The 15,490-nt window shown below is 38.1% G+C and carries 14 protein-coding genes; 9 read left to right on the top strand and 5 right to left on the bottom strand.

Translation table 11 applies throughout. From position 1 onward, the window contains the following. Positions 1-107 precede the first annotated feature (107 nt). The 4 genes from LGQ02_RS17505 to LGQ02_RS17490 are packed head-to-tail and all read left to right on the top strand — an operon-like array spanning position 108 to position 4,036. Entirely contained in the window at positions 108-1,085 is a 978-nt protein-coding gene (locus tag LGQ02_RS17505; RefSeq protein WP_226515595.1) for a YncE family protein, read from the top strand. After that, the gene (locus LGQ02_RS17500) at positions 1,082-1,777 is read left to right on the top strand and encodes a response regulator transcription factor (protein WP_226518365.1); all 696 of its coding nucleotides are present in this window, start codon (positions 1,082-1,084) and stop codon (positions 1,775-1,777) included. The genes LGQ02_RS17505 and LGQ02_RS17500 overlap by 4 nt, the downstream gene beginning before the upstream one ends. Further along, on the top strand, positions 1,774-3,213 hold the full coding sequence (locus LGQ02_RS17495) for a sensor histidine kinase (protein ID WP_226515594.1): 1,440 nt from the start codon (positions 1,774-1,776) through the stop codon (positions 3,211-3,213). The genes LGQ02_RS17500 and LGQ02_RS17495 overlap by 4 nt, the downstream gene beginning before the upstream one ends. A gap of 40 nt (positions 3,214-3,253) precedes the next feature. Beyond that, positions 3,254-4,036 carry a FixH family protein gene (locus tag LGQ02_RS17490; RefSeq protein ID WP_226515593.1) on the top strand — a complete coding sequence of 261 codons (783 nt, stop codon included), beginning with the start codon at positions 3,254-3,256 and terminating at the stop codon, positions 4,034-4,036. A 59-nt stretch (positions 4,037-4,095) separates the two neighbouring features. Here LGQ02_RS17490 and LGQ02_RS17485 read toward each other — a convergent pair whose 3' ends face one another. Continuing rightward, positions 4,096-4,731: a class I SAM-dependent methyltransferase gene (locus LGQ02_RS17485; RefSeq protein ID WP_226515592.1), complete on the bottom strand. Its 636-nt coding sequence runs from the start codon at positions 4,729-4,731 to the stop codon at positions 4,096-4,098. A 473-nt stretch (positions 4,732-5,204) separates the two neighbouring features. Between LGQ02_RS17485 and LGQ02_RS17480 the strand changes: the two genes are divergently transcribed. Next, a complete protein-coding gene (locus LGQ02_RS17480; protein ID WP_226518364.1) occupies positions 5,205-5,723 on the top strand; it encodes a DsbA family oxidoreductase in 519 nt (172 codons plus the stop codon). Positions 5,724-5,823: 100 nt separating this feature from the next. Here LGQ02_RS17480 and LGQ02_RS17475 read toward each other — a convergent pair whose 3' ends face one another. Continuing rightward, positions 5,824-6,399 carry a hypothetical protein gene (locus LGQ02_RS17475; protein ID WP_226515591.1) on the bottom strand — a complete coding sequence of 192 codons (576 nt, stop codon included), beginning with the start codon at positions 6,397-6,399 and terminating at the stop codon, positions 5,824-5,826. Between the two features lie 215 nt (positions 6,400-6,614). Between LGQ02_RS17475 and secY the strand changes: the two genes are divergently transcribed. Next, the gene (gene secY, locus LGQ02_RS17470; RefSeq protein ID WP_226515590.1) at positions 6,615-7,916 is read left to right on the top strand and encodes a preprotein translocase subunit SecY; all 1,302 of its coding nucleotides are present in this window, start codon (positions 6,615-6,617) and stop codon (positions 7,914-7,916) included. A gap of 163 nt (positions 7,917-8,079) precedes the next feature. On the opposite strand, the gene LGQ02_RS17465 is transcribed toward secY, so the two are convergent. The 3 genes from LGQ02_RS17465 to LGQ02_RS17455 all read right to left on the bottom strand — a co-directional run bounded on the left by LGQ02_RS17465 (position 8,080) and on the right by LGQ02_RS17455 (position 9,427). Then, a complete protein-coding gene (locus LGQ02_RS17465) occupies positions 8,080-8,379 on the bottom strand; it encodes a methyltransferase family protein (protein WP_264183990.1) in 300 nt (99 codons plus the stop codon). Positions 8,380-8,778: 399 nt separating this feature from the next. Continuing rightward, entirely contained in the window at positions 8,779-9,126 is a 348-nt protein-coding gene (locus tag LGQ02_RS17460; RefSeq protein ID WP_226515589.1) for a spore coat protein, read from the bottom strand. Positions 9,127-9,142: 16 nt separating this feature from the next. Next, positions 9,143-9,427: a hypothetical protein gene (locus LGQ02_RS17455; RefSeq protein ID WP_226515588.1), complete on the bottom strand. Its 285-nt coding sequence runs from the start codon at positions 9,425-9,427 to the stop codon at positions 9,143-9,145. 472 nt (positions 9,428-9,899) lie between these two features. Here LGQ02_RS17455 and LGQ02_RS17450 point away from each other — a divergent pair, with 472 nt between their 5' ends. The 3 genes from LGQ02_RS17450 (at position 9,900) to LGQ02_RS17440 (ending at position 15,374) form a co-directional block, all read left to right on the top strand. Further along, a complete protein-coding gene (locus LGQ02_RS17450; RefSeq protein ID WP_226515587.1) occupies positions 9,900-12,290 on the top strand; it encodes a 3-hydroxyacyl-CoA dehydrogenase/enoyl-CoA hydratase family protein in 2,391 nt (796 codons plus the stop codon). Between the two features lie 29 nt (positions 12,291-12,319). Beyond that, positions 12,320-13,498 carry an acetyl-CoA C-acetyltransferase gene (locus LGQ02_RS17445; RefSeq protein ID WP_226515586.1) on the top strand — a complete coding sequence of 393 codons (1,179 nt, stop codon included), beginning with the start codon at positions 12,320-12,322 and terminating at the stop codon, positions 13,496-13,498. A 94-nt stretch (positions 13,499-13,592) separates the two neighbouring features. After that, entirely contained in the window at positions 13,593-15,374 is a 1,782-nt protein-coding gene (locus LGQ02_RS17440) for an acyl-CoA dehydrogenase family protein (RefSeq protein ID WP_226515585.1), read from the top strand. Positions 15,375-15,490: the final 116 nt, after the last annotated feature.

The following is a 15,490-nucleotide window of genomic DNA, read 5'->3' as shown; positions in this document are numbered from 1 at the left end:
AATTCCAGGTGCCAGGCACCTGGAATTTATTGTAATCCCTAGAGTTCACAAAAAGTTTTCAATTTAAGGTTATAGTTAGATGGAAAGAACGTAAAGGAATGGTTAAAATGTCGAAGGTGATAAATAGTATATTGCTCACTTTATTATTAGTAAGCTGTCAAGAAGGTGAAATAGTATTATGGGATGAAACGGACGATGATTTATTACTTGTTGCTCATATAAAAGAACCATTACTTACGATGATTAATGTAACAAATGGCAACATTCATGAAGAGATTCCGCTTCCTTTTACACCTTCTTATATGGTTCATGATGAGAAAAGAGAGACAGTTTTCATTACGTCAGAAGAAGAAGAGGCTTTATATTCACTCGATTTGAATCATAAAACACTTCAAAAAGTCGTTAACATTGGTGAAGGTTTTTCATCAATGATCCTTGATGAGAAAAAAGAAGCACTTTTTCTTGCTAACTCATATAGAAATCAAGTTGTAAAAGTCGATATCTCAAACAATGTTGTGGAAGAGGAGATAACGACAGGGGATCATCCTTTTTCAATGGATATTGATTATGATAAAAATGAGCTATACATTGTTAATGTTTATAGTAATAATGTTCAAGTTATAAATATGGAATCTATGGAAATGGTAAAACAATTTAATGTGATCGAGCGTCCGAATGGGATATTTTTATTGGAGGATGGTTTTCTTCTAGGAGGTCACGGACCAATTGGAGAATTAAATCGGCAAACATTCTATTATGACGATAACGGAAATGAAATAACCCATCTTGAAACAGGGGTAATGCCTGTAGAATTTTTGTCAGGCACAAAGAACGATGAATTATATGTGTTAAGTCACGGATCACACACAATACATCAAATTGACCGACAAACATTCAAGGTGAATCATACAATTGATGTAGACTTTAACCCATATTTTGGACACGTTCATCATGAGCATTTATTTGTAAGTGCACTTGATGGTCATTCTGTTTCTTTTATCGATCTTCATGAACTTCATGTAGAAAAAACAATTTCAGTTGCACCTGGGCCTCATGCACTTGTGTTTTTGGAGGGTTCAAAATAATGAAGCAAAATATACTTGTTGTTGATGATGAACAGCACATGCAACATTTATTAAACACGATGTTAACAGCTGAAGGGTATCGTGTCTTTACAGCTTTCAACGGCAAAGAAGCGATGGAAACTCTTCGCCAAGGTAACGTAGAGTTTGTGATTTTAGACATTATGATGCCAGGGATTGATGGATACCGCACATGTGAAATGATCCGCGAGATCTCAGATGTTCCGGTTTTAATGTTAACGGCAAAAGCAAGTGATGAAGATAAAGTGAAAGGACTTAGAAAAGGGGCAGATGATTATTTAGTAAAGCCTTTTGGAAAAGAGGAACTTTTAGCTAGAATTGAAGCGATTCTTCGTCGGACAAAAATACAGTCAACAACCACAAAAATTGAAAATAAAAAGGTTGTATTAGGAGAGCTGTTTATTGAACCGGTATCAAAAGAAGTGTTTGTTGGAGGCAAGAAAATCAAGTTAACCAAAAAAGAGTATGAATTGTTACTACTATTAGCTAGCCGTCCACGAGTAGTCTTTGACCGTGAGCAGTTATTAACAAGTATTTGGGGATTTGACTATGAAAATGTTACATCGAGAACAGTAGATACGCATGTTAAAACGCTCCGAATAAAATTAGAAAGTGCAGGTGGATATATTAAAACAGTCTGGGGAATGGGCTATAAATTAGAGGTTGGAGCATGATGAAAACATTTTTTTCAATAAAAGCGAAGGCTTGGTTTATTTTTATCATGATTAGTATTGTTAGTATTACTTTAATGATAGGATTAACCGCATACTTATACCAAGAACTATACCTTAATCATGAAACAGAGAGGTTAGAAACTCAAGTGGCTCAATTAAAAGAGTTACAAATTTCTTCTACTGAAAAGCAGTTTCAAGAAACGGTTGAATGGATTGAGTCGACATCTGCTTCTAAAGTTATTTACACCGATGATCCGATGTTACTTGGGTCAGCTTTGCCGCTAATTGAGAGAGAAGCTGATCTTGTGATTAAACGCGACGAAAGAGAACAACTATTAAACGGCAAGAACGTTGTTTTATATCGTGAGCATAAACAGCTCAATACAGACCTTTTAGGTATAGCAACTCCTATTATGGAAAGGGGGATGTTGAGCGGGATCATTCTCATTTACACCCCGATTTCAGAGTTAAATGAGTCTCTTCGTGACATTCTTCCATTGTTAATCATCATAGGGGCACTCGCTTTTCTCTTTCTTTTTTATATCATGAAAAAAATAGAGAAGAATTATATTCAACCAGTTATAGAGCTTGACCAAGCAACTCAAAAGTTGAAAGAAGGGAAATTTGATACAAATATATCTGTTACAACAAAAAATGAACTTTCTCGTCTTTCAGAGTCTTTTCGGTCATTAGCAGAGTCATTGAAGCAGGAAGAAGAAAAAAAGAGGGAATTTATTCAAAACATTTCTCATGAACTACGTACCCCATTAAGTTATATAAAGGGTTATAGTGAACTGCTTAGAAATCATGATCCAGAACAGAAAGAATACGCAAATATTATTATCAATGAATCTGACCGCATGCATAGACTTGTTGAGCAGTTAATACAATTAACACGATTAGAAAAGAATGAGGGGTTATTAAAGTTTGGTCCTGTTGTCATCTCTGAAGTGGTATATGAAGCTCTGAATAATACGAAAGTGAAAAGGGTGCATAAACAGCAAAAGCTGACAGTGGAAATGGATGAATCGATGATTGTAAGTGGGGATGAGGATAGACTATTACAAATTTTTGTGAACCTCATCGATAATGCTATCGTATATTCAAAGATAAATGGTGAAATCATGGTGAGGGGATGGGAAGAAAAGGGATCTGTGTTTATTTGTATTGAAGATTACGGAGTTGGAATGTCCGAAAAGGATTTAGAGCAAATCACAGAACGTTTTTACCGTGCAGACAAAGCAAGAACGAGAGAAGAAGGTGGATTTGGCATTGGATTGTCGATCGTAAAGCAATTAGTCGATCTCCATCATGGGACCATTCATTTTGAATCTGTTTTAAATAAAGGAACGAAAGTGACAGTGAAACTACCAAAATATGAAGAACACGAAAAAATCTTTAATATTTCACAAATTGTTCATGATCGTCCGCTATAATTTTTTCGTAACACATATTGAATGACTTGGAGGTTTACTCATGAAAAAAATATATGTTCTATTACTCGCACTATGCGTGATCTTTTTAACAGCTTGTGGTGGTGAAGAAGACGACCAATCAGGTAATGTAGTTATTAACACTGATCCTCTTGAAGTAGAAGTTTTGATGAGTGAGCAGAAAAATCCAGATGAAGAAATCTTATTATCTGCACTTGTTACTCAAGGAGAAGAGCCCGTCAATGATGCGGATGAAGTCATTTTTGAAGTGTGGCAGGAAGGACAAAAAGAAGAAAGTGATATGGTAGACTATACCGAAGTTGATGAAGGGGTTTATGTCGCTCCGTATACATTTAAAGAGGAAGCTGTCTACTTTGTTCAACCGCACGTAACAGCACGTGGTATGCACGTGATGCCGGTGCATGAAGTTGCAGTTGGCGATGTGGATCTAACAGGAAAATATGATGAAGGCGGTCACGACCATGACCACGACCATGATACACATGATCATGAAGAACATGGTCACCATCATCATTCGGACATCATTGATGTAAATGCAAACTTTGAACACATTACAAGAGAAAACAACCAATTTGAACTAGAAGTGTTAAAAGAAGGAGAGCCTCTCACAGAAGCAAGAGTTCAGTTGGAAATTTGGCAGCACGGTGATGAAACAAGAACGTGGCATGAGTTAATGGAAGAAGCTGAAGGGGTATACACTGCTACACATCATTTTGAAGAAAGTGGCGAATTCCATGTTGTTATACACATTGAAAATGATGATTTACATGAGCACTTAGATGATTCGTTTACTATTGATGAATAGAGAAGGAAACAGCCGGAGGCTTCTCCGGCTGTTTTTTTAAAATTTACAAAGCTCAGCAATCATCGAGTTTTCTTTATAGCTCGAAAAGCCCAGTGACATGGGGCTGTTTGTTGCCAAATAATATTTTTAAAGCCAACTTTTCTTAACATCGTATCTAACTCATTTACAATTGGATAGTCCTCAGAATTATCCCAGTACTTACCAATCTCTACTTTCGCATCTTCTCTCGCTGCTTCGGAGGCAAACATGATATCAAGAATGAGGAGTTGGCCGTCCGTTTTCATCATGCGATATATATTACGAATTGCTTCCTCGCGTTGTTGAGGAAAGACTTCATGAAATGCAAAACTAGAAATGACATGATCAAAAAAACAGTCAGAAAAGTCGTTATCAAGAAACGTCCCTTGTTTTAGTTCGTACTCGGGATGTTTTTGCTTACATTCTTCTAGCATTTTCTGTGAGATATCGATGCCATAAACGTTCGCTTTTGCATGGGCAATCATGGATGCAAAGGCACCTGTACCAATTCCAATATCTAATATGATCTCGTTTGCGAAACTAGAAGTCATCTGTTTTGCACTGTGTAAACTACTCTCATAGCCAAATAAAGGTCCATTTGCTCTTTTAAGATCACCATCATATGATAAGGCCCACTCATCGAATAGTTTCATTGTCTCATCTTTTTTTCTTAACAAAGGATCACACTCCACTCATTTATTTTGACAAGAGTGATTGAGTTTATTGATTAGGAAAAACCAAATATTACTCTTTCACTCGCTTTTTATTAACTTTTTGTCTTCTTTTTATATTTCTCATATCTATCACCCTTTCCTTCGGTACATACTTAAGTTCTACACGAAGGCATGAACTCCTATGAGAAATTTATTTCGTTTTATGGCGCCCCCTGAAAATAAGTTCACGTAAAAGTAAACGGAGTTGTTTGATTGGAAGCACATGCTGCTTCGCTTGCACTTCTAGGAACAAGGGCGATATTCGCTCATCTTCGTTTCACTTGCTATCGCGGTGTCTTCTTTCCCCATTGCTTTGATAAATTTACTCCTTTTGATATGATGACGGTGAGGTGATTAATATGACAGTAAATATTCGCATTTATTCTGACTTTGTGTGACCGTTTTGCTATTTAGCGGAGGTTCCGCTTTTAGAGGCTATAGATGGAAAAGATGTAGAAATTGAGTGGATGCCATTTGAACTTCGTCCTTACCCTCAAGAAACATTAAGTCCAAACAGTGAATATGTCCAAAAAGGGTGGCATTCATCTGTAAAACCGTTAGCTGAAAAACTTGGTGTAACAATGAACTTGCCGATGATTGACCCGATGCCGCATACACATTACGCACACGAAGGGCTCATGTTTGCGAAAAAGGAAGGAAAAGCTCATGAATATGCTGTACAAGTCTTTCGAGCATATTATGAAGATGGACAAGATATTGGAAACATCAACGTATTAACGGACTTGGCGGAAAAAATAGGGTTAGACCGCTTTGAATTTGAACAGAGTTTACAAAAGCGTACGTTTTCCGATGAACGAGAAAAGCTTGTTAAAGAAACAATGAAAACAGGGGAAGTTTTAGCTGTACCAACAGTATATATTGATGGGGAAAAGCTAACCGGACTTCAGACAAAAGAAAAATATGAGACACTTATAAATCGTGCAAAAAGAAACTGATGAAAAAAGTGCCAGCTTCATCCAGTAAAATGATTATAAGATATGGAGAGCTAGGCACTTTGTTTTTTATTGTTAGAATACAGTCGGTTTTAATAGAGACCTATTTTTTATAGATGTTAATCTTATGAGTCCCTTTCTTGACTTCTCCGAAAAGGACTTCTCCTTCGACAGTATGAATAAACTCAACGTATACATGATTGTGATCCCATACTGTACCGAAATATTGATTGTCTTGATCGACTTTAGGCCTTGTTAAATTTTTTGAGACATGATTTAAAAATGCTTCAATCATCTTTCTTGCTTCTTTTTCGTCTATGGTGGAGTTGACGACGACACTTAACTGAGTCGTTGCTTTATTTTCGTTTAAAGTAAGGGTAGTTTCTATGATTTTTACCTGTTCGACAACATGATGATCGTTAAATATACTTAAAGCGTCTTCCTTATTGATCATGACTTCCTCTTCTGCCCATTTTAATGTAAAAGAATTCTCCTCGTATTGTTCATCACTTGAAGAGACTTGATTACTCTCGTTCATACCAGAATCTGTGATAATAAGCCAAACAGGAACAAGAAATAATGCAAAAACTGTTGTCCTTGATAATAGTCTTACCATACTAGTTTGAGGTGCAGTATACGGCCTTTCTTGGTTATCATCGTTCTTGATTTGTTGTGTCATCGCGTTTTTCTTGCCCCCTAAAATAATGATCTATGAAAGCTACTACTTATAAATAAGTATAGCTCAATAAATATGACAAAATGGAGATAAAAAACTACTAATTTTGTCGAATGAAAAAAAAGATAAAAATTTCAGAACTTTTATGGTATCCTATTAAGAACAAACCTATTAAATTAGGAAATCATATTATTAAGGTAGAGTAGAGGTGCTAGATTATGCTTCGTACGTTACGTAACATCATGCGCGTAGGGGATTTGCGCAACAAAATCATTTTTACACTGCTAATGCTTCTTGTTTTTCGTATTGGTGCACATATTCCAGCTCCAGGGGTGAATGCTGAAGCACTTAATTTTGATGGATTAGCAGCACTAGGTTTTCTTAATGCTTTTGGTGGAGGAGCTCTTGAGAGATTCTCAATTTTTGCAACTGGAATTATGCCTTATATTACTGCTTCAATTATCGTACAGCTCCTTCGAATGGATGTTGTACCAAAATTTGCAGAATGGTCAAGAGAAGGCGAATCAGGCCGAAAGAAGTTAGCGCAAGTAACGCGTTACGGAACGATTGTTATTGCTTTTGTTCAAGCGCTTGGTATGTCAATTGGATTCAATAACTTAATGCCAGGACTTGTTCCAAATCCTACAGTGGCTACATACTTGTTAATTGCTTTAACACTTACTGCAGGTACTGCGTTCCTTATGTGGCTAGGGGAACACATTACATTAAAAGGTGTTGGAAACGGGATCTCAATCCTCATTTTTGCCGGGATTGTTGCAGCCGTTCCAAACGGTGTGAACCAGCTTTACTCCATGTATTTTATTGATGCTGGTGACCAACTATTTTTAAACATCGTAACAGTTGTATTAATTTTATTAGGAATTCTTGCTGTAACTGTTGGGGTTATCTTTGTCCAACAGGCGGTACGAAAAATTCCTGTTCAATATGCGAAAAAAATGGCTGCTGGTGGTCGTCCAACAGGTGGACAATCAACTCACTTGCCAATTAAAGTGAATGCTGCAGGGGTTATTCCAGTCATTTTTGCAATGTCGATATTTATTTTCCCGCCAACTGTTGCAAACTTTTTTGGTGAACAAAATGCCTTTGGACAATGGATTGTAAATGTATTCGACTATTCATCGCCAGTTGGTATGATTGTTTATGCAATTTTAATTATTGGCTTTGCCTATTTCTACACATTTGTTCAAATGAATCCAGAGCAAATGGCTGAGAACTTAAAGAAACAAAATGGGTTTGTTCCAGGCATCCGTCCAGGTAAAACGACAGAAGTGTATATTACACGTTTGTTATATCGCCTAACGTTTGTTGGGGGTATATTCCTTGCCGTTGTATCTGTTATGCCATTGATCGCTGGTGCGTTAATGGGTCTTCCGCCAGCTGTTCAAATTGGTGGTACGGGACTCCTCATCGTTGTTGGTGTTGCATTAACGACAATGCAACAAGTTGAAAGTCAGTTAATTGACAGAAGGTATACTGGATTCTTGAAGAAGTCTTCATAATTGGTAGAAAAAATCCGTGAACAGGTTAACTGTTTCACGGATTTTTTTTATTAGGTTAACCGCTAAAAAGAAGTGCGGTGCCCTAGCGCAACAAACGGTTCTAGTATTTCAGAAAATAACGTTCACAAAATTGTCGGGGACCAGGTCCCCGACAATTTTGTGGTTAATAAAGGAATGGGAGGAGGCGGAAGCGGTGTCTACACCAAACAGGATAAATATCTCCGTATTGTTTTTGGTAGTACGACTCTTCAAGACTCATCCGGTAATGAAGGGCGCTTCCGATAAACAAAAATGTTGAGACGATTGATAACCAATGTCCGCTTATAAACATCGTAATTCCTAACGTGATAAAGAAAAATCCACTATGGTATGGGTGACGTGTAAATCTGTACGGTCCACGACTAAACAAAGGCCTATCTTCTTGAGGAATAATTGTACGTGAGAAATAAGGTTTGGTTACCATGTATGTCCAACATCTGAGTAGCAACCCAATTGCGATCATAAACAACCCAAAGATTTTTACGAATCCAGTATTTGACGTGAGTGTGGAACTGATCCAACCACTAACTAATACTGAACATAAAAACATGAGCAAAATAAAAACCTTAACAAAGATTGCTTGTCCAAAATCCTCCTTTCGATGATGGGCTGTTTCTTTATAAAGGAGCCACTCTAAAAGCCAAAAACTATTCAAAAGAATGAAGAGAATCATATCTGTTTTCATATGCTTAGGTTGTGTCGATTTTTACCACACTAATCATAAAAATGGAAAATAAATAGTGGAAATTTCATAGGAGGATGTAAAAGAGCCAGCTTCGTATGGGGGAGTTTCCCTAACGAAACTGGCTTTATCGTTTTTTGTTTAAGACATAGGAGTATTCTGGTTATACGGAATTTGTGATTGATACCCTACAAATTGTTGATAAGATTGGCTAAGTGTTTGCTGTTGTTCTGCATCAAAACTGTACCAGCCTTTTTCAAACATGACGTTGAATAAGTCTCGCTGACAGCGTTGTGCTTCATTACAAATTTGCTGAATATCTGAATAAAGAGATTCGTGACTTGCTTCATTTGCTGCAACAGAATATGCCGATGTCATGTATTTTTCCGTTGTAAGCATATCATTAATATAATCTCTATCATTCATCTGTGGGGTTTGTGGTACTTGTGTTTTTGGATTTTGAATTTTTTGCTGTTGATTTTGTGCCATACGTAGTCCTCCTTTCTTATTGCATTGGGCTTTGGTTTTGCTGAGATGAATTTTGCTGATTTAAGTGATTTAACAATGTTTGATAGTGCATATAATGCATTTTTCCGGCATCGTCAAGTGCTTGAGCAACATCAGGATCTTGACAATTTGCTGCAAAATCATGTGCCTTTTTCATGGATAACAAGTTCCAAGACAACATATCTGTAATGTACAAATGGTCTTTATTTGTAATGACGTTCGGTGGTTGAGTCATCACATTTTGTTGCCCTTGTTGTCCCATTCCAACATTTTGTTGCTGCATCGATCCTACCTCCTTCAATAAATTTGATCCGCTTTAACATAGAGGAATGTTCAATCATATACATGGAAAAACAACTTCGTCTCACTGTCTTTCCCTTTGAACAGACAATATTATTTTTCTCTTAACATAAAACCCTATGCGGGAAAAAATATGACAAAAAGAAGAAGTCATGAATTAGCTAATAATCTCCAGTTACCCAAAGTGGATTACTAATCATTTCCAGGTGCCAGACACCTGGGATTAAATGGTAAAATATTCTATATAATTATTTGTCCGCACGAATTCAACAAAAATTGAATATTTTAGACGAAATAAAGAAAATTTTCAGTTATTACTATTGCGTGAATTGTTAAAATTTAATATAGTATTAAGTGTAATCATTTCGTGATAAACATTTCTGCACAAAAGGGTGCAAAAATTTTTCATCAAAAAATGAATGAGTATTCATTCAAAGGGAAGAAGGAGGTACTTCATGATTGACAGAATCGGAAAAGTCGCTGTATTAGGCTCTGGAGTGATGGGGGCTGGAATTGCTGCACACTTAGCAAATGCAGGCATTTCATCGCTACTTTTAGACATCGTACCACGAGATCTAACCGAAGCTGAAAAGAAAAAAGGGTTAACACTTGAAGACAACGTTGTGAGAAACCGTTTAGCAGCTGAAGCGATTGAAAAATTAAAAAAGCAAAACCCAGCGCCTCTTGGCAGAAAAGAAAACGCAGACCTCATTGAAGCAGGAAACATGGAGGACGACATGAAGCGTCTTTCAGAAGTAGATTGGGTCATTGAAGTTGTTGTAGAAAACTTAGAAATTAAACAAAAAGTCTTTGCTCAAGTTGATGAGCACCGTAAGCCTGGAAGTATTGTTAGCTCAAATACGTCTGGAATTTCCATTGAAGCAATGGCAGATGGACGTTCTGACGACTTCAAGAAACATTTTTTAGGAACACACTTTTTCAACCCGCCTAGATATTTGAAGTTATTAGAAGTGATACCGACAGAAGATACATTAGATGAAGTATTCAACTTCATAAAGAAATTCGGTGAAGACACGTTAGGCAAAGGTGTCGTTGAAGCAAAAGACACGCCAAACTTCATCGCAAACCGAATCGGCACGTATGGACTTCTTGTAACAGTTCGTGAAATGGTCAAGCGAGGTTTTTCCGTAGGTGAAGTCGATTCAGTCACAGGACCTGCAATTGGACGTCCAAAAAGTGCAACGTTCCGTACATTAGATGTTGTTGGTCTTGATACATTCCTTCACGTTGCAAAAAACGTGTATGACCAAGTTGAAGGAGAAGAAAAAGACGTTTTTGACCCTCCACAATTTATGAAAGATATGGCTGAAAAAGGTTGGTTAGGAAGTAAATCAGGCCAAGGATTTTACTTAAAGAAAAAAGGTGAAAACGGAAGCGAGATCTTAGAGCTTGATTTCGAAACGCTTGAATATGTTCCGCGCAAAAAACTAAAGGCACCGTCTGTTCAGCAAAGTAAGCAGGCGAAGTCAAAAGCCGATAAATTAAAAGCGTTAGTTTACGCAAACGACCGTGCTGGTGAACTCGTATGGAACATTTTAAAACCTGTGTTACTTTACTCAGCAGAAAAACGTACAGAAATTGCAGATTCAATCAATTCGATTGACCTCGCAATGAAATGGGGATTCGGCTGGGAGCTTGGTCCTTTTGAAACGTGGGATGCGATTGGTATAGAAAAATCCGTCCAACGTATGGAAGAAGAAGGTGAAACAGTACCAGCCTGGGTCAAAGGGATGCTCGAGAGTGGCATAACGTCATTCTATCAAGGGTATGACGATTATTATCATAACGGTGAATATGTCAAAGCCGATATCAATCCAAAAGTTATAAATTTGAAAGCGCTTAAAGATGGTGGAGAAAATGTGGTGATGAAAAATACAGGTGCGTCTCTTGTGGATTTAGGAGACGGTATCGCATGTTTGGAATTCCACTCACCAAACAACTCAATTGGCTTAGACGTTATGCAAATGATTAATAAGTCGGTTGAAGAAGTAGAGAAGAACTACAAAGGACTTGTCATTAATAACCAAGGGAAAAATTTCTGTGTTGGTGCGAACTTAATGATGATTTTAATGGAAGCTCAAGACATGAACTTCCCTGAGATTGATTTAGTTGTTCGTCAGTTCCAAAACTCGATGGCAAAGATTCGTTACTCCGCAAAGCCAGTTGTTGTAGCACCATTCCAAATGACACTTGGTGGAGGGACAGAAATCTCACTTCCAGCAGCAGGTATGCAAGCCTCTTTAGAAACATACATGGGTCTTGTTGAAGTCGGTGTCGGATTAATCCCTGGTGGTGGAGGAAATAAAGAGCTTTACCTTCGTCACTTAAACCGTTTACCAGAAGGTGCGCAAATTGATTTACAGGCAATTGCGAACCAAACATTCGAAACGATTGCAATGGCAAAAGTAAGTAAAAGTGCACATGAAGCACAAAAGCTTGGATTCTTACGTCCACAAGACAGTGTAAGTCTGAATGGCGATCACTTATTACATGATGCAAAACAAAAAGCATTATATTTAGCAGAAAGCGGATATCAGTCGCCAAAACGTGATGCCATTCCAGTTGTCGGTGAAACAGGTTACGCAACGATGCTACTTGGAGCAAAAACGATGCACTTTGGAGGGCATATTTCTGATCATGATCTTAAGATTGCTGAAAAACTCGCGTTTGTTTTAGCAGGCGGTCGTGTCCCTAAAGGCACAAAAGTCGATGAACAATATTTATTAGACCTTGAGCGTGAAGCATTCTTAAGCTTAGTAGGAGAGCCAAAAACACAACAAAGAATGCAACACATGTTAGCTAAAGGCAAACCGTTACGTAACTAATGAAAAGTCGACTAAAGGAGGGGAAGTTCTTGAGAGAAGCGGTCATCGTAGCAGGTGCAAGGACGCCTGCAGGAAAAGCGAAAAAAGGAACTTTTAAAGATGTACGCCCAGACGATTTAGGGGCTATCACCATAAAAGAAACATTAAAAAGAGCAAACGATTTTGATGCAAGTAGAATTGATGATGTCATCATCGGATGTGCAATGCCAGAAGCTGAGCAAGGGATGAATATGGCGCGTAACATTTCTGCATTAGCAGGTCTGCCTGAACAAGTGCCAGCAATTACAATCAACAGATATTGTTCTTCTGGTTTACAAAGTATTGCTTATGGTGCAGAACGAATTATGCTAGGCAACGCAAAGTCAGTTCTTGCAGGCGGTGCAGAATCTATGAGTTTAATCCCAATGGGTGGGCATGTTATTGCTCCAAACCCAACACTTGTAGAAAATGCTCCAGAATATTATATGGGCATGGGTCACACAGCGGAAGAAGTAGCAAAACGCTATGAAATAAGCCGTGAGGATCAAGATGCTTTTGCTGTAGAAAGTCATAAACGTGCAGCGAATGCAATTAAAGAAGGGAAATTTAAAGATGAAATAGTCCCAGTTCCAGTAACTCTTCGCTCAGTAGACGAAAAACATAAATTAGTTGAAAAAGAAGTTGTTTTAGACACAGATGAAGGGGTCAGACCAGAAACGACAGTTGATGCATTAGGGAACTTGCGTCCTGCATTTAGCACAACAGGTACGGTAACAGCAGGTAACGCATCTCAAATGAGTGATGGAGCAGCTTCTGTACTTGTGATGGACCGAGAAACAGCAGAAGCAGATGGATTAACTCCACTTGTAAAATTCCGTTCATTTGCTGTAGCAGGAGTTGCACCGGAAGTAATGGGGATTGGCCCTGTAGAAGCAATTCCTAAAGCGGTAAAAATGGCAGGCTTAGAGCTTTCCGACATCGGATTATATGAGTTAAATGAGGCGTTCGCTTCACAATCACTTCAAGTTATTCGTCACTTAAACCTTGACCATGAAAAAGTAAATGTCAATGGTGGTGCGATAGCGTTAGGTCACCCGTTAGGATGTACTGGTACGAAACTAACATTAAGTCTTATTCATGAAATGAAACGACGCAACGAGCAGTTCGGTGTCGTTACCATGTGTATCGGCGGCGGAATGGGTGCAGCGGGTGTGTTTGAACTGATTTAAGAAAATCTAGTTATTTATGATCAAGGGTGGAGTGAAGCTGAGAGTGACTCCTTTCCTTCACCCTATATACTTTTAACCTCAGGGGGGATTTAACATGTCAACAGCGGATAAAACGCTCAAAGGCGGCGGTTTTTTACTAGAAGAAGTTTCACCAGAGCAAGTATTTACGCCAGAAGACTTAACAGATGAGCACGAGATGATTGCGAAAACGACAGAAGATTTTATTGTAGAAAAGGTCGTACCAGAAGTAGAAAAAATTGAGGAGCATCAATTTGACATCTCGGTAGATTTATTAAAACAAGCTGGTGAACTTGGATTATTAGGGGCTGATGTTCCTGAGGAATACGGTGGAATTGGCCTTGATAAAATGAGTTCATCGCTTATTACAGAGAAATTTGCTTTAGCAGGTTCGTTCTCTCTATCACATGGTGCGCATGTTGGTATTGGTACATTACCAATCGTCTTTTTCGGGGATGAAGAGCAAAAGCAAAAGTATTTACCTGGTCTAGCTTCAGGAGAAAAAATTGCTGCATATGCATTAACTGAGCCTAGTTCCGGATCTGATGCATTAGGAGCGAAAACAACAGCGAAGCTAAATGAAGCTGGTACACACTACGTATTAAATGGTGAAAAGCAATGGATTACAAATGCAGGGTTTGCAGATGTCTTTGTTGTTTATGCAAAAATTGATGGAGATCAATTTACTGCTTTTATCGTCGAAAGAGATTATGAAGGTGTATCTACAGGTCCAGAAGAAAAGAAAATGGGGATTAAAGGATCTTCAACTCGTACATTAATTTTAGAAGATGCCCTTGTACCGAAAGAAAATGTTCTTGGTGAAATCGGCAAAGGTCACGTAATTGCCTTTAATATTTTAAATGTTGGACGTTGGAAGCTTGGTGTCGGCTGTGTTGGTGGATCAAAGCGTGCCATTGAAGTTGCTGCAACATACGCAAATGAGCGTAAGCAATTTAAGCTTCCGATCTCCAAGTTTACGTTAATTCAAAAGAAATTAGCGGAAATGGCTGCGAAAACATATGCCGCTGAAAGTACGATTTACCGTACGGGTGGATTAATTGATGAAGCTTTCTCCGCTCTGTCTGATGAAGAGCAGAAAGACGGGACAGCGGTTGGTAAAGCAATCGCAGAGTATGCAATTGAATGTTCATTAAATAAAGTATTCGGTTCAGAAGTTCTTGACTTTGTCGTTGACGAAGCGGTTCAAATCCATGGTGGATACGGCTTTATGTCTGAGTATGAAGTAGAGACAATGTACCGTAACTCTCGTATAAATCGAATTTTTGAAGGTACGAATGAAATTAACCGTATGCTCGTTCCAGCAACGATTATGCGTAAAGCTATGAAAGGTGAATTACCACTTCTAGAGCAAGCGGGTTCTTTACAAGAAGAACTCATGATGATGATGCCGCAAGAAGTTGGTGATGAGCCACTTGAGCAAGAGAAATACTTGCTAGAAAACGCGAAGAAAATCTTTATGATGGTTGCTGGTACTGCTGTACAAAAATATGGCGAAAAGCTTCAAAAAGAGCAAGAGATGTTAGCAAATGTTGCCGATCTTGTCTCTGATGTATTCAACATTGAATCAGTCATTCTTCGTACAGAAAAAGCAATTGCTAAAGATGGTTTAGAAAAAGCTAATCAAAAATTATTAATGACAGAAGTATTTACACAAGAAGCATTTAACCGAATCGAAGCAATTGCAAAAGAATCGTTAGTTGCACTTGAAGATGGTGATAGTTTACGTACAATGCTTTCAATATTGAAGAAGTTAACGCGTCATACCCCAGTCAATGTTGTCGCGAAAAAACGTGAAGTTGCTGCTCGTGTCATTGAAGCAGAAAAGTACGTAGTATAAAACGTTAAATCAGTTTAAACCGTAAAATTTGTTATTCAATTTGGGGCACTCCCCTGCCCCATTAAAAAATAATCCTCCTTTCTAAAAAGGAAGGGCATTCTCCTCTCTACAGTTGT

The sequence above is a fragment of the Bacillus shivajii genome, assembly GCF_020519665.1.
GTDB lineage: Bacteria > Bacillota > Bacilli > Bacillales > Salisediminibacteriaceae > Bacillus_CA > Bacillus_CA shivajii.
The sequence above is the reverse complement of the archived record's forward strand: the minus strand, read 5'-3'. Positions and strand labels throughout refer to the sequence as shown.